The organism is Streptomyces sp. NPDC020958, assembly GCF_055562175.1.
This window is the reverse complement of record NZ_JBVHFU010000012.1, coordinates 107623-130213: the sequence shown is the minus strand read 5'-3', so window position 1 is coordinate 130213 and position 22591 is coordinate 107623. Positions and strand designations below refer to the sequence as shown.

17 protein-coding genes are annotated in these 22591 nt (G+C 72.0%); 10 read left to right on the top strand and 7 right to left on the bottom strand.

Annotated features, from left to right (window positions below):
• Positions 1-35 precede the first annotated feature (35 nt).
• Complete coding sequence (locus ACZ3KP_RS29445) at positions 36-1373, bottom strand: 6-phospho-beta-glucosidase (protein WP_467502981.1); 1338 nt, start codon at positions 1371-1373, stop codon at positions 36-38.
• Positions 1370-2134, bottom strand: coding sequence for a DeoR/GlpR family DNA-binding transcription regulator (locus tag ACZ3KP_RS29440; RefSeq protein WP_358985627.1), 765 nt, complete (start codon positions 2132-2134; stop codon positions 1370-1372). Before ACZ3KP_RS29440 ends, ACZ3KP_RS29445 begins: the two co-directional genes overlap by 4 nt.
• A 127-nt stretch (positions 2135-2261) precedes the next feature.
• On the opposite strand from ACZ3KP_RS29440, the gene ACZ3KP_RS29435 reads away from it, so the two are divergent.
• The 7 genes from ACZ3KP_RS29435 (at position 2262) to ACZ3KP_RS29405 (ending at position 13004) form a co-directional block, all read left to right on the top strand.
• Positions 2262-3281 carry a carbohydrate kinase family protein gene (locus ACZ3KP_RS29435; RefSeq protein WP_467502978.1) on the top strand — a complete coding sequence of 340 codons (1020 nt, stop codon included), beginning with the start codon at positions 2262-2264 and terminating at the stop codon, positions 3279-3281.
• 70 nt (positions 3282-3351) lie between these two features.
• The gene (locus ACZ3KP_RS29430; protein ID WP_467502977.1) at positions 3352-4638 is read left to right on the top strand and encodes an ABC transporter substrate-binding protein; all 1287 of its coding nucleotides are present in this window, start codon (positions 3352-3354) and stop codon (positions 4636-4638) included.
• The gene (locus tag ACZ3KP_RS29425) at positions 4638-5594 is read left to right on the top strand and encodes a carbohydrate ABC transporter permease (protein ID WP_467502975.1); all 957 of its coding nucleotides are present in this window, start codon (positions 4638-4640) and stop codon (positions 5592-5594) included. The genes ACZ3KP_RS29430 and ACZ3KP_RS29425 overlap by 1 nt, the downstream gene beginning before the upstream one ends.
• Positions 5595-5608: 14 nt before the next feature.
• Complete coding sequence (locus tag ACZ3KP_RS29420; RefSeq protein ID WP_467502974.1) at positions 5609-6472, top strand: carbohydrate ABC transporter permease; 864 nt, start codon at positions 5609-5611, stop codon at positions 6470-6472.
• On the top strand, positions 6469-9390 hold the full coding sequence (locus ACZ3KP_RS29415) for a glycoside hydrolase family 2 TIM barrel-domain containing protein (protein ID WP_467502972.1): 2922 nt from the start codon (positions 6469-6471) through the stop codon (positions 9388-9390). Before ACZ3KP_RS29420 ends, ACZ3KP_RS29415 begins: the two co-directional genes overlap by 4 nt.
• Positions 9391-9439: 49 nt before the next feature.
• Entirely contained in the window at positions 9440-11275 is a 1836-nt protein-coding gene (locus ACZ3KP_RS29410) for a LamG-like jellyroll fold domain-containing protein (protein ID WP_467502971.1), read from the top strand.
• A 55-nt stretch (positions 11276-11330) separates the two neighbouring features.
• Positions 11331-13004 (top strand): histidinol-phosphatase, encoded by a 1674-nt coding sequence (locus tag ACZ3KP_RS29405; protein ID WP_467502969.1) that lies wholly within the window; start codon positions 11331-11333, stop codon positions 13002-13004.
• Between the two features lie 13 nt (positions 13005-13017).
• On the opposite strand, the gene ACZ3KP_RS29400 is transcribed toward ACZ3KP_RS29405, so the two are convergent.
• Genes ACZ3KP_RS29400 through ACZ3KP_RS29385 form a run of 4 tightly spaced genes read right to left on the bottom strand, consistent with a single transcriptional unit; the run spans position 13018 to position 16796 of the window.
• The gene (locus tag ACZ3KP_RS29400) at positions 13018-13473 is read right to left on the bottom strand and encodes a MaoC family dehydratase (RefSeq protein WP_467503167.1); all 456 of its coding nucleotides are present in this window, start codon (positions 13471-13473) and stop codon (positions 13018-13020) included.
• 14 nt (positions 13474-13487) lie between these two features.
• Complete coding sequence (locus ACZ3KP_RS29395; RefSeq protein ID WP_467502968.1) at positions 13488-14993, bottom strand: acyl-CoA synthetase; 1506 nt, start codon at positions 14991-14993, stop codon at positions 13488-13490.
• A 10-nt stretch (positions 14994-15003) separates the two neighbouring features.
• The gene (locus ACZ3KP_RS29390; RefSeq protein WP_358985600.1) at positions 15004-15879 is read right to left on the bottom strand and encodes an amidohydrolase family protein; all 876 of its coding nucleotides are present in this window, start codon (positions 15877-15879) and stop codon (positions 15004-15006) included.
• A complete protein-coding gene (locus ACZ3KP_RS29385) occupies positions 15879-16796 on the bottom strand; it encodes an SDR family NAD(P)-dependent oxidoreductase (protein WP_467502967.1) in 918 nt (305 codons plus the stop codon). The genes ACZ3KP_RS29390 and ACZ3KP_RS29385 overlap by 1 nt, the downstream gene beginning before the upstream one ends.
• A gap of 214 nt (positions 16797-17010) precedes the next feature.
• On the opposite strand from ACZ3KP_RS29385, the gene ACZ3KP_RS29380 reads away from it, so the two are divergent.
• Both ACZ3KP_RS29380 and ACZ3KP_RS29375 read left to right on the top strand, forming a co-directional pair.
• Positions 17011-17430 carry a MarR family winged helix-turn-helix transcriptional regulator gene (locus ACZ3KP_RS29380; RefSeq protein WP_467503166.1) on the top strand — a complete coding sequence of 140 codons (420 nt, stop codon included), beginning with the start codon at positions 17011-17013 and terminating at the stop codon, positions 17428-17430.
• Positions 17427-18197 (top strand): IclR family transcriptional regulator, encoded by a 771-nt coding sequence (locus tag ACZ3KP_RS29375; protein WP_467502965.1) that lies wholly within the window; start codon positions 17427-17429, stop codon positions 18195-18197. The genes ACZ3KP_RS29380 and ACZ3KP_RS29375 overlap by 4 nt, the downstream gene beginning before the upstream one ends.
• A gap of 66 nt (positions 18198-18263) precedes the next feature.
• On the opposite strand, the gene ACZ3KP_RS29370 is transcribed toward ACZ3KP_RS29375, so the two are convergent.
• Positions 18264-20930 (bottom strand): FAD/NAD(P)-binding protein, encoded by a 2667-nt coding sequence (locus ACZ3KP_RS29370; RefSeq protein WP_467502964.1) that lies wholly within the window; start codon positions 20928-20930, stop codon positions 18264-18266.
• A gap of 248 nt (positions 20931-21178) precedes the next feature.
• On the opposite strand from ACZ3KP_RS29370, the gene ACZ3KP_RS29365 reads away from it, so the two are divergent.
• Positions 21179-22426, top strand: a complete 1248-nt coding sequence (locus tag ACZ3KP_RS29365) for a L,D-transpeptidase (protein WP_467502962.1) — start codon at positions 21179-21181, stop codon at positions 22424-22426.
• Positions 22427-22591 lie beyond the last annotated feature (165 nt).

The following is a 22591-nucleotide window of genomic DNA, read 5'->3' as shown; positions in this document are numbered from 1 at the left end:
GAAGAGGGGGTGGAAAGCGCTTTCCGGGCGGCTGGCTACTTAAGATACGCGAGGCCGGGGTGGGCGTCGGTGTACCCCTCCAGCAGGCGCCGGGCGACGTTCACCGAGTCGACCAGCGGGTGCAGGGCGAACGCCTTGACGGCCGTCGCACGGGAGCCGGACTCGGCGGCGGCGAGCACCTCGCGCTCGACGGCCTTGACCGCGCAGACCAGGCCGGTGGCGTGGTCGGGCAGCGGGGCGACGGCGACCGGGTGGGCGCCGTTGGCGTCGACCAGGCAGGGCACCTCGATGACGGCCTCGCCGTCGAGCACCGAGAGGGTGCCGCGGTTGCGGACGTTCAGGATCAGGGTGGTGCGCTCGTCGCGGGCGATGGCCCGCATCAGGGCCAGGGCGACCTTCTCGTAGCCGCCGGACAGGTCGTCGGCGTCGCGCTCGCCGGCGCCGGCCGTCTCCCGGTTCTCCGCCATGTAGGTGGCCTCCCGCTCGGCGCGGGTGCGGTCCCAGACGTCCAGGGCCTTCGAGCCAGGGTCCGCGACCGTCTCGTAGAAGTGCGCCTGCTGGTCGCGCAGGAAGGCACCGCGGGTCTTCTCGGCCTGCTGGTAGGCGCGGACGGCCTCGCGGTTGAAGTAGTAGTAGTGCAGGTATTCGTTGGGGATCGCGCCGAGGGACTGGAGCCAGTCGACGCCGAAGAGCTTGCCCTCCTCGAAGGAGCCGAGCAGGTCGGGGTCGGCGAGCAGGCGCGGGAGCTCGTCGCGGCCCGCGACGTGCAGGCCGCGCACCCAGCCGAGGTGGTTGAGGCCGACGTAGTCGATCCAGGCCTCGCGGGGGTTCGCGCCGAGCACCCGGGCGATACGGCGGCCGAGGCCGACCGGGGAGTCGCAGATGCCGATGACGCGGTCGCCGAGGTGGCGGGACATGGCCTCGGTGACGAGTCCCGCGGGGTTGGTGAAGTTGATGACCCAGGCGTCGGGGGCGAGCCGGGCCACCCGCCGGGCGATCTCCACGGCGACCGGGACGGTCCGCAGGCCGTAGGCGACGCCGCCGGCGCCGACGGTCTCCTGGCCGAGGACGCCTTCGGCCAGGGCCACCCGCTCGTCGGCCGCACGGCCTTCCAGGCCGCCCACCCGGATCGCGGAGAAGACGAAGTCGGCGCCGCGCAGGGCCTCGTCGAGGTCGGTGGTGGCGGTCACGGCGGGAGCGTCGGGCACGGGGGCCGCCTGCTCCGCCAGGACGCGGGCCACCGCGGACAGCCGTCCGGCGTCGAGGTCGTGCAGGACGACCTCGGTGACCCGCCCCTCACCGCGGTCGGTCAGCAGTGCGCCGTACACGAGCGGCACCCGGAACCCGCCGCCGCCCAGAATCGTCAGTTTCACGCTTGAGCCTTTCCTGCCAGGACCATCTCGACACCGGCCTCCTCCAGGGCGGCACGGGTCGCCGGGTCGACCGGCGCGTTGGTCACCACCACGTCCAGGTCCTCGGGACCGCAGACCTTCGCCATGCCCGTACCCGGGAACTTGGCGGCGTCGGCGAGCAGGACGACCTTGTCGCTCGCCTTGATCATGGCGCGCTTGACCGGCACCTCCACGACCGTCGTGTCCATCACCTGCCCGCCGGGGCGCACCCCGCTGGTGCCGAGGAAGAGCCAGTCGGCGTGCAGCTGGCGCAGGTTGTCCTCGGTGAGGAAACCGACCAGGGAGCGGTACTCGCGGCGGACCATGCCGCCGAGCAGCACCAGCTCTATGCCCTCGTCGTCGGCGAGCTCCTCGTAGACCACCAGGTTGCTGGTGATCACGGTGAGCCGGCGGCCGTGCAGCTGGCGGGCCAGCCGGTAGGCCGTCGTGCCGATGTCCAGGAGCACCGACTGGCCGTCGGCGACGAGAGCCGCCGCGCGCGCCGCGATGGCGTCCTTCTCGGCCACGCGCACCTCGGCGACCTCGGCGAAGGGCTGGTCGCCCTCCTCCGCGACGGCACCGCCGTGCACCCGCGTGAGCAACCCGTCCTCTTCCAGTTTGAGCAGGTCGCGCCGGATCGTGGCGGGGCTCACACCCAGTTGCTCGGAGAGATCGGTCACGGCCGCGGGACCGCCCGAGCGCAGGGCCCGCAGGATGAGTTGATGTCGTCGTTCTGCCAGCACGCGACGAACACTACTCGTCATCTTCAATCAAATCCATGCTCAGTTCTGCTCGGGTATTGACCAATCTCACAGAGCGGCGCACGATTCCGGTCATCGAAATGACGAGTTTTGACGAGAGGCTGCGCGCGTGGACGACGACAGGCCCGATGTGCTGCTGACCGGGCTGCTCTTCTACGACCTCGTCCTGACGGGGCTCGGGAAACCGCCGACGCCGGGCGAGGAGATCTGGACGGCGGGTATGGGCTGCGGCCCCGGCGGCATCGCGAACCTCGCGGTGGCCGCGTCCCGGTTCGGCCTGCGCACCTCGCTGGCCACGGTCTTCGGCGACGACTTCTACGGCGCGTACTGCCGGGACGTCCTGAGCGACCAGGAGAACGTCGACCTCTCGCTCTCCCGCGTCGCGGACCAGTGGCCCACCCCGGTCACCGTCTCCCTCGCGCACGGCGACGACCGCGCCCTGGTCACCCACGGCTCGCAGCCGCCGTACTCGCAGGACGCGCTGATGGGCGACCCGCCCGAGGCGCGTACCGCGCTGGTGCACCTGGAGGCCGAACCGCGCGAGTGGATCGCCAAGGCGGCCGCGAACGGCACCCAGGTCTACGCCGACGTCGGCTGGGACCCCACCCAGCGGTGGTCCCGCGCCCTCCTCGACCAGCTCGCGCTGTGCCACGCCTTCCTGCCGAACGAGGCCGAGGCGATGGCCTACACCCGCACCGACAGCGCCATGGCCGCGCTGGGCACGCTCGCCGAGCTGGTCCCGGTGGCGGTGGTGACGCGCGGCGGCGCCGGCGCGCTGGCCGTCGACCAGCACACCGGCGAGTACGCGGAGGTCCCGGCCCTCGCCGTGGACGTCCTCGACGCGACGGGTGCCGGGGACGTCTTCGGGGCGAGCTTCGTGGCCGCCTCGCTGGGCGGCTGGCCGCTGGAGGAGCGGCTGCGGTTCGCCGTACTGGCCGCCGGGCTCTCCGTCGGCCGGCCAGGCGGGGCACTCGCGGCCCCCGGCTGGTACGGCGTCGACAGCTGGTGGCGGTCGCTGACCGATCCCGACCTCCGGCGCGCCTACGGCTTCCTGGCCGACCGGCTCCCGGCCGACCCCGGCCCGCCGGTGCGGTACGCCCCCGTGACTCCCCCCGCACGGTCGCACTGACCCCACCCCCCCCACCCCCCCCCCCACGCTCATGTGAAGTCCCGAAAAGATCCGAAAGGCGGTGGGAGCTGTGCGGCTCTCACGAAGAGGCCTGCTGCGCGCGGGCCTGGCCGGTACGGCCGCCACGGCGTTCGGCGGCCTGGCGTCCGGCTGTGCCGTTCCGACCGGTTCCACCGGCCGGAACATGGTCCTGTGGTACTGGGACGGCGGCCTGGGTGACACGGTCGTCAAGAACGCGAAGGCCCGCTACGGGGCGAGCGTCGACCTCAGGGCCGTCAAGATCGGCGGCTACTACCGGTCGAAACTGCTCACCACGATGACCGGACGGGCCCGCATTCCCGACATCGCGGGGCTCAAGGGCGAGGACATGGCGTCCTACCTGCCCGACGCCGACCAGTTCGTGGACCTGCGCACGCTGGGCGCGGACACGTACAAGTCCCGTTTCCTGTCCTGGAAGTGGGAGCAGGGCATCGCCGACGACGGCACGATGGTCGGCTTCCCGATCGACTGCGGCCCGGTCGCGCACTACTACCAGTACGACGTCTTCCGCAGGGCCGGGCTGCCGTACGAACCCGCCGACGTCACGGCCGGGCTGGACACCTGGGAGAAGTTCTTCGCGGCGGGCGAGCGGCTGAAGAAGCGGCTCCCGGGCACGTCCCTGGTCACCGACGTCAACTCGATCTTCGAGAACGTGGTGCAGCAGGGCGGCAAGCGGTACGTCGACAAGGACCGCAACTTCATCGGGGACCAGGACCACGTGCGCCGGGCGTGGGCGCTGGCCGTGGAGGCCAAGCGGCGCGGGATCGTCTCCGACCTGGTCAGCGGGACACCGGACCAGCTCTCCGCGCTCCAGGACGGCAAGCTGCCCAGCCAGCTCAACGCCTCCTGGGCCACCAACGACATCAAGTCGGGCGTGCCGAAGACCAAGGGGAAGTGGCGGGTCGCGCAGATGCCGGTGCGGCCCTCCAACAACGGCGGCTCGTTCCTGTCGATCACCAAGGCCTGCCGGGAGCCCGAGCAGGCGTTCCACATCATCGCCTGGATGCTGGACGCCGCCAACCAGGCGCAGGGCTTCGTCGACGCGGGACTCTTCCCCTCCACCCCGGCGTCGTACGCGATGAAGACGCTGCGCGAGCCCGACCCGTTCTTCGGCGGCCAGGTCACCATGGACGTCTTCGGGCCCGCCGCGCAGAAGATCGCGGTCGCCTACAACAGCCCGTTCGACGTGGCGCTCTCCCAGCCCCTGAAGGACGAGATCAAGAACGTCGGTGTCCTCGGCAAGAATCCCGACCAGGCCTGGAAGGACGCCATGAGCAAATGCCGGCGCATAGCCAAGCACCTGGGGGTGACCTACTGATGGCCACCGCACTGGAAAAGCCCGCGCCGAGCGTGGCACGCCCACCGGCGCCCGGTCCCCGCACGGGGCTGCGCAGGTACTGGCACCTCTACGCCGCGATCTCCCCCTTCTACCTGCTCTTCGTCTGTTTCGGCCTGATCCCGGTCGGCTTCTCGCTCTACGTCTCCCTGCACCGCTGGGACGGCCTCGGCTCGATGGAGTGGGCGGGCCTGTCGCAGTACCAGTACCTGCTGAGCGACACCGACTTCTGGACCGCCGTCGGCAACACCCTCCTCATCTGGGCGCTCGCCACCTTCCCCATGATCTTCCTGGCCATGGTGACGGCCGTGATGCTCAACTCGGCGGTCCGCTTCAAGAACGTCTACCGGTTCGCCTACTTCCTGCCGAACGTCACCTCGGTGGTCGCCGTCGCGATCATCTTCGGCTCGGTGTTCTCGACCAACTTCGGCCTCGTGAACGCCTTCCTCAACGCGGTCGGCCTGGACCAGGTGGCCTGGCTGAACACCCCGTGGGGCATCAAGATCGCCATCGCCACCCTGATGACCTGGCAGTGGACCGGCTACAACGCGATCATCTTCCTCGCCGGTCTGCAGACCGTTCCGGGCGAACTGTACGAGGCGGCCCGGATGGACGGCGCCGGTCCCGTGCAGACCTTCTTCCGGATCACGCTGCCGATGATGCGGCCGGTCCTGCTGTTCGTGCTCGTCGTGTCGACCGTCACGGGCCTGCAGAGCTTCTCCGAACCGCAGGTGCTGCTCCAGACCACCTCCAACGACTCGACGTTCGCGGGCGGTCCGGGCCACGCGGGCCAGACGATGGTCCTCTACTTCTTCCAGCAGACCTTCGACAACAACGACTTCGGCTACGGCGCCGCCGTCGCGTGGGGCATCTTCCTCGTCGTGATCATCTTCTCCATCGTCAACTGGCGCCTGGTGCAGCGCCGGGGCGAAGACTAGGGAGGCCGCACACCATGGCATCCATCCAAGGAACCCGTCGGCCCAGGGCCATCAAGGGCACCCGGGGCCGCGGCATCGCCCTGCACGCCGTACTCGTCGTCGGTCTGCTGCTCTCGGCCTTCCCGTTCTACTGGGCCGTGATCATGTCGACGCACACCTCGTCGGAGATCTTCTCCTACCCCCCGAAGCTGCTGCCGGGCGCGCACTTCCTGGAGAACCTGCGCGGTCTGTTCGACAACATCGACTTCTTCGGCTCGATGTGGAACTCGCTGCTGGTCGCGGGCTCGGTGACCTTCCTGGTCCTGTTGTTCGACTCGCTGGCGGCCTTCGTGTTCGCCAAGTTCGACTTCCCCGGCAAGAACGTGCTGTTCGCGCTGCTCATGGTCATCTTCATGGTGCCGGCGCAGCTGTCCGCGATCCCGCAGTTCGTGATCATGGCGAAGCTGGGCTGGATCGGCTCGATGACCTCGCTGATCGTGCCGGCCGCGGCCAACGCGTTCGGGATCTTCTGGATGCGCCAGTACATGAAGGGCGCCATCCACGACGAACTCCTCGACGCCTCCCGCATCGACGGCGCGCACTTCCTGCGCCAGTACTGGCACGTGGCCCTCCCGGTGGTCCGGCCGGGCCTCGCCTTCCTCGGCATCTTCACCTTCATGGGCCAGTGGAACGACTACGCCTGGCCGCTGATCGCCCTCACCAACCCGGACAACGTCACCCTCCAGGTGGCCCTTTCCCAGCTCAACGGCACCCACGGCACCACCGACTACGGAATGGTCATGACCGGCGCACTCCTCGCCCTCGTTCCCCTGCTGATCGTGTTCGCGATCGGCGCCCGGCAGATCATCGGCGACCTGGCCAAGGGAGCCATCAAGTGACGGACCCGCTGGCGGCCGTCCGCCCCTGGGAGGCACCCGAGGTGACCTCCTGGGGGCGTCTGCCCATGAACGCCGTCGACCGGCGCTCCGGAGCGCTCCCCCTGGACGGCGACTGGCGCTTCCAGTTGCTGCCGGCTCCGGACGCGCCGGTCGGCGGTGCGTGGGCGACGGCGCACGTGCCCGGCGCCTGGACCGTGCAGGACACCGACGACCTGCCGCAGTACACGAACGTGCGGATGCCGTTCCCCGAGTTCCCGCCGCACTCCCCCGCCGCGAACCCGACGGGCGTCTACGAGCGTGAGCTGGACGTCCCCGCCGCATGGGCGGGGCGCCGGATCGTGCTCCAGGTGGGCGCCGCGGAGAGCGTGCTGCTCGTGCACGTCGACGGGCGGCCGGTCGGCGTCTCCAAGGACTCGCACCTCGCCGCCGAGTTCGACCTGACGGCGGTCGTCCGGCCCGGCGAGCGGTCGGTGCTGCGGCTGACCGTGGTCAAGTGGTCGGACGCCACGCACATCGAGGACCAGGACCACTGGTGGCACGGCGGGATCACCCGCTCCGTGCTGCTGTACACGACCGACCCGCTGCGGCTCGCGGACGTGACCGTGCGGGCCCGGCGGGACGGCGAGCTGCGGGTGGACTGCCTGGTGCGCGACGACCGCGGGGCGCTGCCGGGCGGCTGGTACGTCACCGCCGACCTGGACGGCCGGCTCCTCGCGCAGGACGCCGGGTTCGACCGGCGCAACGCCGAGGACGACCGGGTCTCCGACTTCCTGGGCGAGGCCCGCATCCACGCGGTCGTGCCCGAGGTGCGCACCTGGAACGCGGAGGAGCCCGAACTGTACGGGCTGACCGTCCGATTGCACCGCGCGGACGGCACGGTCGCCGACACCTCGTACCACCGCGTCGGCTTCCGCGACGTCGAGATCGTCGGCCGGGACCTGCTGATCAACGGCGAACGGGTGTTCGTCCGGGGCGTCAACCGGCACGACTTCCACCCGCTCACCGGGCGGACGGTGTCGTACGACGACATGCGGGCCGACCTGGTGGTGCTCAAGCGGTTCGGGTTCAACGCGATCCGCACCTCGCACTACCCGAACGACCCCGCGCTGTACGACCTCGCCGACGAACTGGGTTTCTACGTCGTGGACGAGGCGGACATCGAGTCCCACGACCACGCGCACGAGATCGCCGACGACCCGCGCTACCTGAACGCCTTCGTGGACCGGGTCTCACGCATGGTGCTGCGCGACAAGAACCACCCGTCGGTCATCATCTGGTCGCTGGGCAACGAGTCCGACTACGGCGCCAACCACGACGCGGCGGCGGGCTGGGTACGACGGCACGACCCGACCCGGCCGGTCCAGTACGAGGGGGCCGCCAAACGCGGCTGGGCCGACCCGGACGTGGCCTCCGACCTCGCCTGCCCGATGTACGCGCCGCTGGAGGAGTGCGTGGCGCACGCGCTGTCCGGGGAGCAGACGAAACCGCTGATCCAGTGCGAGTACTCGCACGCCATGGGCAACAGCAACGGCACGCTCGCCGACCACTGGGCCGCCATCGAGTCCACTCCGGGTCTTCAGGGCGGGTTCATCTGGGAGTTCTGGGACCACGGAATTCTCCAGCGGGTGAGCGACGGAAGACCGGTCGGGCGCACGGGCGCCGGACTGTATGACAACGGTGTCGCCGCGCCCGGCCACCGCTGGGCGTACGGCGGCGACTTCGGCGAGGCCCTGCACGACGGGGCGTTCGTCGCGGACGGCATCGTCTTCCCCGACCGCACCCCCAAGCCCGCGATGTACGAGCACCGGGAGATCGCGGCGCCGGTCCGCATCCGGTGCTTCAGGCACGAGGGCGTGGTCCTCGCCAACCACCAGCACTTCCGGAGCCTCGACTGGCTGACGGGCACCTGGGAGCTGGCGCTGGCCGACGGCCGTACCCTGACCGGTCCGGCGCGGCTGCCGCAGCTGCGGCCCGGCGAGACCGCGGCCGTACCGCTGCCGTTCGCGGTGCCGGCGGACGGCGGGGAGGCCTGGCTGACCCTGCGGGTCACGGTCGCCGAGGACCAGGCGTGGGCGCCGGCCGGAACGGAGGTCTGCGCGCCGCAGATCCGGATCCGGGCGGCACACGCGCCGGGGCGGCCGGTGGCGGCGGGACCCGCGGTCGAGGTGGACGAGGAGGGGCTGTTGCGGCACCCGCTGCTGACGGCCGCGCCGACGCTCTCGCTGTGGCGGGCGCCCACCGACAACGACGAACTCGGCGGGATGGCGCCGCGCTGGCGGGCCTGGGGGCTGGACCGGCTGGTGCGCAAGGTGGTCTCGGTGCGCAGGGACGGCCGCTCGGTGGCCGTGGTCGCCCAGTACGCGGGCACCGTGGGGGTGGTACGGCACCGGCAGGAGTTCACACCGGTCGAGGGCGGTGTCCGGGTCGACGAGTCGGCCGAGCTGCCCGAGGAGTTCTCGGACGTGGCACGGGTCGGCTCGGTCTTCGAGACGGTGGCCGGGCTCGACGTGCTGGACTGGTTCGGTCAGGGTCCCTGGGAGTCGTACCCCGACCGCGCCGCCGGAGCCCCCGTCGGCCACCACCGGCTGCCGGTGGACGAGCTGTTCACCCCCTACCTGCGGCCCCAGGAGAGCGGCGGCCGACACGGTGTACGACGGTTCACCCTGTCGGCGCCGGACGCCCCCGGACTCGCGGTCGAGCTGGACGAACCCCGCCAGGTCTGCGTCAGCCGCTACCGCGCCGAGGACCTCACCGCCGTCACGCACCACGACGAACTCGTGCCGCGGGCCGGCTGCGTGGTCCACATCGACGCCGCGCACCGGGGCCTGGGTACGGCCTCGTGCGGCCCCGACACCTTCCCCTCCTACCTCGTCGCACCGGGTGTCCACCGCTGGAGCTGGACCCTGCGCGTCCGCTGAGATCCCCCCACGCCCTCCGCCGTCACTTCTGCACACTCACGGAGCACTCGTGTGTACTTCGCATGACCCCCTCCAGGGCGAGGCCGCGCAGGCCGGAGCCGGAAGACGTACCTTCCTCAGGGCCACCGCGCTGCTGGGCGCCGCCGCCACGGCCGCCGGCGCCGGGGTCGCCGTGCCGGCCGTCGCCGAGGCGTCCGCCGGCTCCCGCCGACGGCCCGACACCGAGAGCCGCCGCTTCACCCTCGCGGTGATGCCCGACACCCAGTACCTCTTCGACGGACCGAGCATCGACCCGGCGCCCGTCGAGGCCTCGCTGCGGTACCTGCTGGACCAGGCCGAGGAGGACAACATCGTCTTCCTGTCCCACCTGGGCGACCTCACCCAGAACGGGGCCGTCGAGGAGTTCGACGCGATCAGCAGGGCGTTCCGGATCCTCGACCGGCGCGGGGTCGGCTACAGCGTGCTGGCCGGCAACCACGACATCACGTCGTCCACGGACGACCAGCGGGGCGCGTCGCCCTACCTGGACGCGTTCGGCCCGCAGCGGTTCAAGGACGGCCCGACGTTCGGCGGGGCCTCCCCGGACGGCTACAACACCTACCACCTGTTCCGGGCGGCCGGGCGCGAGTGGCTCGTCCTGGCGCTCGACTGGCGGCTGTCGGCGACAGGGTACGCCTGGGCGAAGGACGTCCTCGCCGCGCACCCGAAGACTCCGGTCGTGCTCACCACGCACGAACTGGTCGTGGACGACGACGAGTTGTCGTCGTACGGGCAGCAGCTGTGGGACCAGCTGGTCGACGACCACGACCAGATCTTCCTCACCCTGAACGGCCACTACTGGCCGGCCGGTCGCGCCACCCGCAAGAACGCGGCGGGCAACGAGGTGCACCTGCACCTGACGAACTACCAGAACCGGTACTTCGGCGGCGCGGCGATGATCCGCCTGTACCACTTCGACCTGGACCGGAACGTCATCGACGTGGAGACGGTCTCGCCGTGGATCCTCGGCCGGGCCAAGAAGGGCCTCAACGAGCTGGAGCGTCAGGAGATCGAACTCAGCGGCGACGCCGACCGGTTCTCCGTCGACATCGACTTCGCGGACCGCTTCGCCGGTTTCGACCCGGTGCCCGCCCGCCCAGCCCGGCCCGCCTCGCAGCTGCTGGTCCGGGGCACGGCCGCGTACTGGCGGTTCGACTCGGCGGTCGCCGGCACCGTCCGCGACCTGTCGGGCAACGGCAACGACCTCACCGTGGTCTCGGTGGGCGGCGGCACCCTCGGCTGGTCGGCGGACCACCACCCGGACCAGCCGGCCCACGGCAGCCTGGAGTTCACCGGGTACAAGTCGCCGCTGAAGGGCGCCTACCTCCAGACGATCAGCAGCGCACCGCTCAACAGGGCCACCTTCGAGGACGGTTACACCATCGAGGCGTTCTTCCGGCTGCCCGCCGACTGGGACCCCGGCCACCACGCGTGGGCCGGCGTCGTCAGCCGCCGGGGCACCGGCGGAGCCGCCGGCAAGACCGGCGACGACCCCGACGAGCCGGTGGCCACCCTCTCGCTGTCCAACGACCGCGAGCCGCAGTGGGCGATGCGCCCGCTCAACCAGGAGGGCATCGCCACCAACTGGGGCCAGGAGACACCGCTGGAGACCTGGTGCCACCTCGCCGTCGTCAACGACGGCAGGCGCACCACCCTGTACGTCGACGGCTGCCCGGTGGTCCGCAACCCGAAGGCCGCCGCGGTGGGCATCACCTCGGTCGGCGAGCCCTGGCTGCTCGGCGGTTACACCTACGCCGACAAGATCGACCAGATCCTGTACGGCCGTCTCGGCGACGTGCGGATCGTCTCCCGGGCACTGCCCGTCTCCTCCTTCATGACCCACTGACTTCATGACCCACCGACTTCATGACCCACCGACTCCCGTGACGAGGATCTTCTCCATGACCGAGCAGCAGCTGCCCACCTGGGCCGACCCTGCCGTCTCCGCCGCCGAGCTGGACGCCCAGGGCATGTCGAGGCGCGGACTCCTGCGCCGCGCGGGCCTGTTCGGCGCCGCGTTCGCCCTCGGCTCCGCCGCCACCCCTGCGTTCGCCGCCTCCCCCGCCCGGCCGCGCCTCGGCGGCGCCGACCCGCGCCTCGCCTACCTGGTCGGCGACCACCACGTCCACTCCGTGTACAGCCACGACGCCAAGTACACGTTCACCCAGCAGGCCCGGGCCGCCGCCCGGTACGGCCTGGACTGGATGGTGTTCAACGAGCACTCCAACTTCGGGCACGCCCACTACGGCGCCGAGCTGGAGCACGCGGAGATCCTCAAGGCCCGCGCGGCGAACCCGCGCCAGTTGATCTTCCAGGGCCTGGAGTGGTACATCCCGGCCGCCGAGCACTGCACGGTGTTCGCCGCGCCCGGCCCGCACGAGACCGACCTGCTGACCCGGTTCGAGCTGGCCTACGACGGCAAGCTGCTCAACTACACCGAGGGTTCCGCCGGCGCGGCCGACACCGCCCGCAACGAGGCCCACGCGGTCAAGGCCATCCAGTGGCTGGCCGAACAGCGCCGCACCGGCTACGTCGACGACGTCCTCGTCCTCGCCAACCACCCGCTGCGCCTCGGCATCGACTCACCGCACGAGCTGCGCAACTGGCGGGACGCGGCCGCCGAGATCATGATCGGCATGGAGGGCGCGCCCGGCGCCCAGGGCGCGGCGATCCCGGGCTGGCGCGGTGCGACCTCGATCCGCGGCGAGTACGAGAACAAGCCCTCCGCCCAGTCCTGGGCGGGCTACCCGGCGGACGCGTACCTCACCTACGGCGGCTTCGACTGGGCGACCGCCACGGTCGGCGGCCTCTGGGACGCGATGCTGTCGGAGGGGCGCCTCTTCACGATCACCACGAACTCCGACAACCACCGCACGGTCTTCGACACCTGGAAGAACGGCGACTGGCCGGCCGGGCAGAACTTCGACAACACCGGCAAGCTGCCCGACCCGGTGAACACCGACACCCCGCAGCCCGGCAGCGACTTCTGGCCCGGCGAGTTCAGCCGTACGCACGTCGGCGTCACCCGCTACGGGTACCGCGCGGTGATGGCGGGCCTGCGCGCGGGCCGGGTCTGGCTGGACCACGGGCACCTGCTCGACGGTCTCGAGGTCCGGCTGAAGCGGGACTGCGACCACGGTGACGGTGTCACCCTCGGCGGACGGCTGCGGGTCCGCAAGGGCGAGCGGCTCACCCTGAACGTGACGGTGACGACCGCGTCCCGGGTCAACGCCCAGGGGATCCTGCCCCAGCTGGCGCACGTCGACGTCATCCGGGGCGCGGTGCGCGGCCCGGTCGCGGACCGCGACACCTGGCAGGCGCCGGACACCAGGGTCGTCCAGACGAAGGACGTGTCCGGCCGCAAGGGCACCTACACCCTGCGCATCCCGGTCACCGCGGGCGACGAGTCGTTCTACGTCCGCCTGCGCGGCAGCGACGGCAACCGCAACGGCACGGGTTACCTGGGCGCGGCGATCGACCCGCACGGCCCGATCCCCCACGAGCCGGGCAACGGCGACCCGTGGGCGGACACGTGGTTCTACTCGAACCCGATCTTCGTGGACGTGGTGGACTGAGCTCGACGGAGCCTTACGCGTAGAACCGCGACAGGCTCTGCAGCACCGCGGCTGGCTTGCTGCCGCCCTCGATCTCGATCGTCCCGTCGACCGCGATCTGGACCCCGCCCGGCACGTCCTCGACCTCCGCCAGGCGGGCGGCCAGCCGGATCCGGGAGCCGACCTTCACCGGCGCGGGGAAACGCACCCTGTTCAGGCCGTAGTTGACCTTGGTGGTGACGCCCTGGACGTCGAGCAGCTCGGTGAACAGGGGGATGAACAGCGACAGGGTGAGGTAGCCGTGGGCGATCGGGGCGCCGAAGGGGCCCGCGGCCGCCCGCTCGGGGTCGACGTGGATCCACTGGTGGTCGCCGGTCGCGTCGGCGAAGGTGTCGATGCGTTCCTGGGTGACCTCGATCCAGTCGCTGGTGCCGAGGTCGCTGCCCGCGAGCTTCTTCAGTTCGTCGAGGCCGTTGACGGTGACGCCCATGTCGCTTTCCTTACTCATGAGGTGGTGCCGTAGCGCTTGCGCACCCGGGACTTGAGGAGCTTGCCGGAGGCGGTGCGCGGGAGTTCGTCCGCGAGCACCACCGATTTGGGGAGCTTGTACTTGGCGAGCCGGCCGGACAGCGAGGCCAGCACCTCGTCGGGGTCGAGGTCGGCGCCCTCCCGGGGCACCACCACCGCGCGCGGCACCTCGCCCCACTTGTCGTCCGGCACCCCGATGACCGCGCACTCCACGATGTCGGGGTGGGCGAGGAGCAGGTCCTCGATCTCGGCGGGGTAGATGTTCTCCCCACCCGAGATGATCATGTCTTTCAGGCGGTCGACGATGTAGACGTAACCGTCCTCGTCGACGCGGGCCGCGTCCCCGCTGCGGAACCAGCCGTCGGCGAAGGAGGCCGCCGTCTCCTCCGGCAACCCCCAGTAGCCGGACATGACATGGGGGCCGCGGACCACGACCTCGCCGGGCTCGCCGACGTCGACCGGGGTCAGGTCGGGCCGTACCACCCGGACGTCGCTGAAGAAGTGCGGTACGCCCGCCGAGCCCGCCTTGCCGATGGCGTGCTCGGCGTCGAGGAAGAGGGTGCCGGGCGAGGCCTCCGTCATGCCGTAGCCCTGGAGGAAGGTCAGGCCGCGCTCCTGGTACGCGGCGATCAGCGGGGTGGGCACCGGGGAGCCGCCGCAGGTGAGGATGCGCAGGGAGGAGAGGTCGGCGTCCGGCCAGCGCGGGTGCCGGGCCACCTGGTCGAACATGGTCGGGACCCCGAACATGAAGGTGATCCGGTGCTGTTCGATCAGGTCCAGGGTCGTGGCCGGGTCGAAGGACTCCACCAGGACGCACGCGCCGCCCTTCAGGAGGACCGGCAGGGTGAGCATGTTGAGGCCCGCCGTGTGGAACAACGGGGCGGAGACCAGGGCGCGTTCGTCGGCGATCAGGTCGGTGTCGACCAGCACGTTGAGCGCGTTCCAGGTCAGGTTCCCGTGGGTGAGCATGGCGCCCTTGGGGCGGCCGGTCGTCCCCGAGGTGTACATGATGACGCAGGTGTCGTCGGGGCCGACGGGCTCGTCGATCGGGTCGTCGGCCGCCCCCGCGAGCAACTCCTCGTACTCGGGGCCGACTTCGATGTAGGTGCGGACGTCGCTGGTGCCGGGCAGGCCCGCGACGAGACCGGTGTGCGAGGGGCCGTAGAGCAGGGCCTTGGCTCCGGAGTCGGCGAGCTGGTAGGCGATCTCGGGGGCCGCCAGGCGGGTGTTGAGCGGGACGAAGACCGCGCCGAGGGTGCCGGCCGCGAACAGCGTCTCCAGGTAGGCGGGGTGGTTGGGGCCGAGGTAGGCGATGCGGTCGCCGCGGCGGAGACCCCGGGCGCGCAGGGCATGGGCGAGGCGGGTGGTGCGGTGGTGCAGGGTGCGGTAGTCGGCCGCCCGGCCGTCGTGCACCAGCGCCGTACGGTGCGGGGTCTTGCGGGCCCGGCGTGCGGGCCAGGATCCCAGTCCCTCGTTGCGCATCTGCGACCCCTTACGGCTTGGTCAGCCCGAGCAGACGGGCGGCGTTCTCCTTGAGGATCTTCGGCCGGACCTCGTCCTTGATCGGCAGCTTCGCGAAGTCGGCGAGCCAGCGGTCGGGGGTGAGGACGGGGAAGTCGGAGCCGAACAGGACCTTGTCCTTGAGCAGCGTGTTCGCGTACTGCACGAGCTGCGGCGGGAAGTACTTCGGCGACCAGCCGGACAGGTCGATGTGCACGCCCGGCTTGTGGGTGGCGACGGCGAGGGCCTCGTCCTGCCACGGGAAGGAGGGGTGCGCCAGGATGATCTTCAGGTGGGGGAAGTCGGCGGCGACGTCGTCGACGTGCAGCGGGTTCGAGTACTTCAGGCGGATCCCGCCGCCGCCCGGGACGCCCGCCCCGATACCGGTCTGGCCGGTGTGGAAGAGGGCGATGGTGCCGGTCTCCTCGATCACCTCGTAGAGGCCGTAGGCCACCGCGCGGTCGTTCGGGAAGAAGCCCTGGATGCTGGGGTGGAACTTGAAGCCCTTCACCCCGTACTCCTCGACCAGCCGGCGGGCCTGCCTGATGCCGGCCTTGCCGCGGAAGGGGTCGACGGAGGCGAAGGGGATCAGCACGTCGGAGTTGGCCGCGGCGGCTTCCGCGACCTCCTCGTTGGGGACCGGCGGGGTGCCGGTGGCGGACTCGGCGTCCACCGTGAAGATCACGGCGGCCATGTTCCGTTCCCGGTAGTGGGCGGCGGTCTCCTCGATCGTCGGCTTCCGCTTGCCCTCGACCTTGAAGTAGGCGGCGGAGGCGTCGTGCAGGTCGTCGTCGAGGGAGGCGTGGCCCCGGGAGGAGACCTCGGCGTGCGTGTGGACGTCGATCGCCGTCAGTGCCTCGATGTCCATCACGCCTCCGGCAGCTTGGGCGCGGGGATGCCCACGGACTGGAGTTCGGCGCCGACCGAGGTGGGGAAGGCGTCGGCGAGGGTCTCCGGGGTCCAGCCGCCGTCGGCGTAGGCCGCCCGGATCTCCTGCGGGTGCGACCAGAGTGCCACCTTGTCGCCGCCGATGCCGATGGCCTGGCCGGTGATCCCCCGGGCGGCCGCGGAGGCCAGGAAGGGGACGACGGCCGCGCAGTCCTCGGGGGTGCCGAAACCCTCGCCCTTGCGCAGGAAGTCCGGGAGCGGCTCGCCGCTTCGCATCGCCTCGACGTAGGGGGCGAAGGCGGGGATGGTCTCGGTCATGGCGGTGGCGGCCACCGGGACGATCGCGTTGACCGTGATGTTCGCCCGGCCCAGCTCCATCGACCAGGTGCGGGCCATGGCCGCGATGCCCGCCTTGGCGGCGGCGTAGTTGGTCTGGCCGAAGTTGCCGCGCTGCCCGGCCGGGGAGCCGACCAGGATCAGGGTGCCGCCCTCGCCCTGCTCGCGCATCCGTACGGCGGCGGCGCGGGCGCAGGTGAAGGTGCCCCTGAGGTGGGTGGTGACGACCGCGTCGAAGTCGTCGTCGGTCATCTTCCACAGCACCTTGTCACGCAGGATGCCCGCGTTGGTGACCAGGACGTCCAGGCGGCCGAACTCCTCGACGGCCCGGTTCACGAGCCGGTCGGCGGCCTCGGCGGTGCCGACCGGGACCACCTCGGCGACGGCGGTGCCGCCGGCCTCGGTGATGGACTTCACGGCCTGCTCGGCGACGGCCTCGTCCACGTCGTTGACGACCACGGACGCGCCGTGGGCGGCGAGGGCGTGCGCGTAGGCGAGGCCGAGGCCCCGGCCGCTGCCGGTGACGACGGCGGCCTGGCCGGTGAGATCGATGGTGGGCACGGCTGGTCCCTTCACGTGGGTCGCATGGGTGCGGCTGCGAGATCGAAGCTAAGAGCAATGATTGTTGACGTCAATAGTTGTTGCCGTCCCACGGGTGCGTCATGCTGGAATCCGTGCCACCGACCGCCCCGTCGCCGGGGCCCGTACCAGGGAGCCCGCCATCGCCCGCCAGCACACCGAGAAGACGCCCGCCATCGACGCCGACGAGCCGTGGATGCGCGGGCTGCACGCGGACACGGGCTACCTGCTGTACCGCCTCGGCCTGCGGTCGGGGCAGTTGTTCAACACGTCCCTGCAGGAGTCGGGGCTGCGGCTGCGCCACTACGCGGTGCTACGGTTCCTCGCCACGTCGCAGGGGGTGCTCCAGCGCGAGCTGAGCACCCGGCTCGGCTACGACCCGAGCGCGATCGTCGGCCTGGTCGACGACCTGGAGAAGCAGGGCCTCGCCGAGCGGCGCCCCGCCCCCGACGACCGCCGCAGCCGGATCGTGGTCCTCACGGAGAACGGCCGGGCCTTCCTGCGGGACACCGACGAGGCGGGCCGGCGGGTGACGAACGACCTGCTGGCCCCGCTCGACCCCGCCGAGCGCGAGGCCCTCCACGCGCTCCTGCTGCGCGTCGCCGACCGGCCATGACCACCGTCGCCCGCTCCGCGCCGGACCGGCTGCTGGCGGTCCTGGCCGCGTTCGACCACGGGCACCCGGCGCTGACCCTGACCGAGATCAGCCGCCGGGCCGGGCTGTCGCTGACCACCGCGCACCGGCTGGCCGGCGCGCTCACCGAATGGGGCGCGCTGGAGCGGGACGCGGAGGGTCTCTACCACGTGGGGCTACGGCTCTGGGAGCTGGCGGCGCTCGCTCCCCGAGGTCTCGCGCTGCGCCAGATCGCGCTGCCGTACCTGGAGGACCTGTACGAAGCCACGCACGAGAACGTGCAGTTGGCGGTGCGGGACGGCACCGAGGTCGTCTACATCGAATGGCTTTCGGGGCGTTCCGCGGTGGGGGTGCACATCCGGGTGGGCGCGCGCTGGCCGCTGCACGCGACGGGCGTGGGTCTCGCGCTGCTCGCGCACGAGCCGCCCGCCTTCCAGCAGGACTACTGTGCGGGCCCGTTGGCCGCCTTCACGCCGTACACCATCACGGACCCGGCCCGGCTGCGCCGCTCCCTGGCCGAGGTGCGCCGGACCGGCGCGGCGGTGAGCAGCCGTCAGGTCACCGACGACGCGCTGTCGGTGGCGTCCGCGGTGCGCGGGGCGACGGGGCAGGTGGCCGCGGCCGTCTCGGTGGTGGTGCCCCAGGCCGACGCCCAGGTCCCGGCCCTGGTCCCGGCGGTCCGCCTGGCAGCCCGCGGCATCTCCCGAGCCCTGGGCTGGCACCCGGAACGCTCGGTCGGCGACGGGTAGCCCCGGCCCCGGACGGGACTGAGGCGCCGTCGGGTGGGACCGGGGACCGCGGGGTGTGGCCGGCGGTCAGGAGGGCAGGGTTGCGCGCAGGCGTTGGTCGCGGGGGGCCTGTTTGCGGTTCAGGCGGGTGTCCAGGAGTCGGCGGGCCGCGTCGCAGCGGCCGGCTGCGACCAGCGCGTACAGCAGGGTCTCCTCGACGACCTCGCGCTGGGCCGCGCTGCCGCCGACCCTGGCCAGCACCGGCAGCAGGGCGTCGAGCTCCCGGGCCGCCTCGTGGAACCGCTCCTCGACCAGTGCCGCGAACGCCTCGCACAGCGGAGCGATCACCTCCCGCTGCACCGGATCGGCACCGGCCGCGTGGTCGCGGAGCCGGTGCAGCGCCGGCAGGTCCCCGGCGGCGGTCAGGGCGACGGCCGCGTGCAGCGCGGTGAACGCGGTGGCGGGCCGCTCCAGCACCTCCCGGGCCACCGAGTCGAGCACGTCCGTCGCCGGCAGCTCACCCTCCCAGCTGTCGCTGAGCCGGGCCCGCCACAGCAGCGACCCCGAGTCCACCAGCGCCCGCATGCCACGCACCCGCCCCGGCGCGAGCTGGCCGAACCAGCGGCGGCGCACGGCGCCCGGGTCGTCGAGGGCGAGTTCGTGCAGGGCGATGTGCCAGGAGAAGTGCGCCCGGTGCACGGCGCCCCGGCCCCGCCCGGCCACCCAGCCGTCGAGCCAGTCCCGGCCCGCCTCGTGCGCCCCGGACTCGTAGTGGACGTGGGCGAGGGCGTGCACCGCGTGCCCGGAGGCGGGCTCGGCGGCCAGCGCTCGGTGGGCCAGCTCCGCCGCCTCGTGCAGCCGCCCCTGCTCCTGGCGCAGGAAGGCCAGCAGCGAGGTGTGGAACCAGTGTCCGTCGTACACGGGCGAGGTCAGTTCGAGCAGCCGCAGCGCGTCGGCGTCCTGGAGATCGCTCACCCCGGAGAACGCGATGGTCGGCACGGCCGCCGCGAGCGCCAGCGCGTCTCCGGGGTGCTCCCGCAGATGCCGTACGAGCGCCCCGTCCCCGTCGTCACCGGTCACCCGGCGCGTCACCACGTCCACGAAGGACCGCTCGCGCTCGTCCGCGCGCTCCCGGGCCGCGCGCTGGGCGTCGGCGAGGGCGCGGGGCACGTCGACGGCGGCGGCGCACTCGTGGCCGAGCAGGGCGAGGGCCGCGTGGCCGAGGGCGAAACCGGGGTCCAGGGCGACCGCGCGGGCGAAGGCGTCCTCCGCGCCGGAGCGCACCTTGAGGACCCGGTCGAGCCCGCTGCGGTAGGCGGCGGCCGCGTCGGCGCGGGTGGACAGGGGCTGCCCGTGACCGTCGACGGGACGCCGCCCGGCCCGCCTGCGCTCCGGTGGCGGCAGCAACTGCTGCGCCAGCTCGGCCGCCTGGACCCGGATCTCGGGTATCGCGGTGGTCTCCCACAGTTCGCCCCGGCGCGGCGCCCCGAGCGTGAACAGGGGCAGCCCGGTACGGCCGCGGGCGTCGAGGAGGCGGCCGCCGCGGGTGGCCGCGCCCATGCCGAGGGGTCCGGGGACGGCCGCGCCCGAGGCGAACAGCCGCTGCCACAGCGGGTCGTCGAGGCGGCGGCCGGGACCGGTGCAGTCGACGACCCAACCGACGTGCAGGGTACGGCCGTCGGAGAGTTCGACCGCGAGACCACCGGTCCCGGTGGCCGTCACCCGGGTGACCGTGCCGGTGTGGACCTGGAGGCGGCGGGCGGTGCGGGCGCGGGAGACGTGTTCGGCGGTGGCGGGGGCCATCCGGTGGCGGTGGGTGTTCCACAGGGCACCCTCGCGGGCCAGGAAGTCCTCGCGCTCCTGCGGGGTGAGACTGCGCCACAGCCGTGCGGTGTGCGGACGGAGACTGTCCAGGGCGGGGCGCCAGTCGCCGTGGGTGCGCACGGAGCGGCTGAGATGGCGCCAGACCACGCGGCGCAGCCGGCCCAGCGAGGTGTCGTCGAGGCCGTCCGGTGCCGGCATGGCGCCGGCCGGGCCGAGGGCGTGCGCCTGGGGCAGCAGTCCGCTGCGGGAGAGGGCGTGCAGGGTGCGTCCGGGCCGGTCGAGGCTCAGCGCGAGGTCGACGGCGGTCAGGCCGGTGCCGACCAGCAGGATGTCCTCGGGGCTGTCCCGTACGGGGTCCAGGGCACCCGGTGCCCAGGGGGCACCGACGAACCGGGGCGAGGTGCGCAGCGCGGCCGGCGCCCAGCCGGCGGTGGCACCGGCGGGACCGGTGGCCAGGACCGCGCCGTCCACCGTCAGGGGTCCCCCGGCGGCGAGGTGGAGCTCCACCCGGCCGTCGGGAGTGCCGGTACAGCTCTGCGCGCGGGTGCGCAGCCGGCGTACCGCGACCGTGCCGTGGGCCCGGACGAGGGCCTGGCCGAGGGTGTCGGCGAGGTAGGCGCCGTAGCGGTAGCGGGTGGCGAAGTCGGCGCCGGTGACAGTGGGTTCGCCGTGCCGGCACAGCCAGCGGACGAAGTGTCCGGGGTCGTCCGGGTAGGCGCTCATGCTGCCCGCGGGCACGTTGAGCCGGTGCCGGGGGTCGCGGGTGGCGTAGGCGGTGCCCCGGCCCGCCTCCGGGGCCGGGTCGATCAGGACGAGGTCGAGCGGAGTCCGGCGGCGGTGCGCGCTCTCGCAGAGCTGGACGGCGGTGAGGGTGCCCGCCGCCCCCGCTCCCACGATGGCCACGCGCTGCCGTGTGCGGACGTCGGTCACGGAATACCTCCGGCGGCTGGGCGGGCCCGGTGTTTCCGGTGCGTTCCTCCCGGGCGTTCACACTGTGTTCAGGATCGGGGGCGCGGACAACCCGGGTTCCGGCCGACTCGGCCGCGTGGAACCCGCCGGTCCCGGCGGCGCCCGCTCCTCATCGGAATCTCAGGGACGACCCCCGTGATTCAAAGAAGCCGCCCAGACAGCGAGCGCAGGATGCCCTGACACAGGTGGACAAGTCAGGAAGGCGTGGCGTGGACGTCCAGCACATATCGAACCGGTACGGACGGCAGTCGGGGACGTGGTCCCGGCGCGGGCTCCTCGCCGCTCTGGGCGCGGTGCCCGCGGGCGCGGCACTGGCCGGATGCGGTTCCTCGGCGGACGCCTCGGCCGCGCCGGACGGCAAGGATGCCACGGCCTCGGCGAAGTCGGCGACCAGGAAGGCGACCATTGCCGTCACCCCCGCCGACGGCACCACCAAGGCCGACTTCTCCAGCCCCGTCCAGGTCACCGTCACCGACGGCACGCTGGCCTCCGTGAGGGTGACCGGCAACGACGGCTCCACGCTGGCCGGGACCCTCAACGCGGCGAGAACCAGGTGGACTTCGGCGGGTAACCCGTACTCGGGCACGAAGTACACGGTCACGGCGATCCCGGAAGACGGGACCGCCAGGACCGCGACCTTCACCACCAGGTCCCCCGGCGAGACCTTCGTGGGGTACTTCACCCCCGAGGCGGACTCCACCTCCGGCGTCGGCATGCCGGTGTCGGTCAACTTCACCCACGCCGTGTCCGACCGGGCCGCCGTCCAGAAGGCGATCACCGTGACCGCCGAGCCCGCGGTGGAGATCGTGGGCCACTGGTTCAGCGACACCCGGCTCGATTTCCGCCCCGAGACCTACTGGGCGCCCGGCACGAAGATCACGCTGGGCCTGCGGCTCAAGGACGTACAGGGCGCGGACGGCGTCTACGGCGTCCAGTCCAAGGACGTCACCTTCCACATCGGCCGTGCGCAGATCAGCACGGTCGACCTGGACACCAAGGAGATGACGGTCAGGCGCGACGGCTCGGTGATCGCCACCTACCCGGTCTCGGGCGGCGACTCCGACCACACGACCTGGTCCGGGATCATGGTGATCAGCGAGCGGTTCAAGCAGACCCGCATGGAGTCCTCGACGGTCGGCCTCGGCGACGAGTACGACATCTCCGACGTCCCGCACGCCCAGCGCCTGACCACCTCCGGGACCTTCGTGCACGGCAACTACTGGGCGCCCGCTTCGGTGTTCGGGCACAAGAACACCAGCCACGGCTGCGTGGGCCTGCACGACGCGAAGGGCGCGAACGACACGTCCGTGGACGGCTACACGTTCTACGACAGCTCGATGCTCGGCGACGTCGTGATCGTGAAGAACTCCGGCGAGAAGACCGTGGAGGCGTCGAACGGCCTCAACGGCTGGAACCTGTCGTGGGCGGACTGGAAGGCGGGCAGCGCCCTCCGGTGAACGACCGGCCGGCTTCGGAGCGTGAACTCGGTTGGTCAGCAAGGTGATTCTTTGTTTTAACTCTTGACGGCCGCAGGCACGGGGAGCACATTGGGCCCACTTTGAGAGCGCTCTCAAGAGCTCTCGAAGACACCCGCGCTCACTCCCCCCGTACCCGAGAGGCAC

What these genes read in the sequence shown, in the direction of transcription:
- ACZ3KP_RS29425 (WP_467502975.1), top strand. Translation starts at nt 4,638, where the DNA reads ATGGCCACCGCACTGGAAAAGCCCGCGCCGAGCGTGGCACGCCCACCG.
- ACZ3KP_RS29420 (WP_467502974.1), top strand. Translation starts at nt 5,609, where the DNA reads ATGGCATCCATCCAAGGAACCCGTCGGCCCAGGGCCATCAAGGGCACC.
- ACZ3KP_RS29405 (WP_467502969.1), top strand. Translation starts at nt 11,331, where the DNA reads ATGACCGAGCAGCAGCTGCCCACCTGGGCCGACCCTGCCGTCTCCGCC.
- ACZ3KP_RS29400 (WP_467503167.1), bottom strand. Translation starts at nt 13,473, where the DNA reads ATGGGCGTCACCGTCAACGGCCTCGACGAACTGAAGAAGCTCGCGGGC.
- ACZ3KP_RS29395 (WP_467502968.1), bottom strand. Translation starts at nt 14,993, where the DNA reads ATGCGCAACGAGGGACTGGGATCCTGGCCCGCACGCCGGGCCCGCAAG.
- ACZ3KP_RS29390 (WP_358985600.1), bottom strand. Translation starts at nt 15,879, where the DNA reads ATGGACATCGAGGCACTGACGGCGATCGACGTCCACACGCACGCCGAG.
- ACZ3KP_RS29380 (WP_467503166.1), top strand. Translation starts at nt 17,011, where the DNA reads ATGCGCGGGCTGCACGCGGACACGGGCTACCTGCTGTACCGCCTCGGC.
- ACZ3KP_RS29375 (WP_467502965.1), top strand. Translation starts at nt 17,427, where the DNA reads ATGACCACCGTCGCCCGCTCCGCGCCGGACCGGCTGCTGGCGGTCCTG.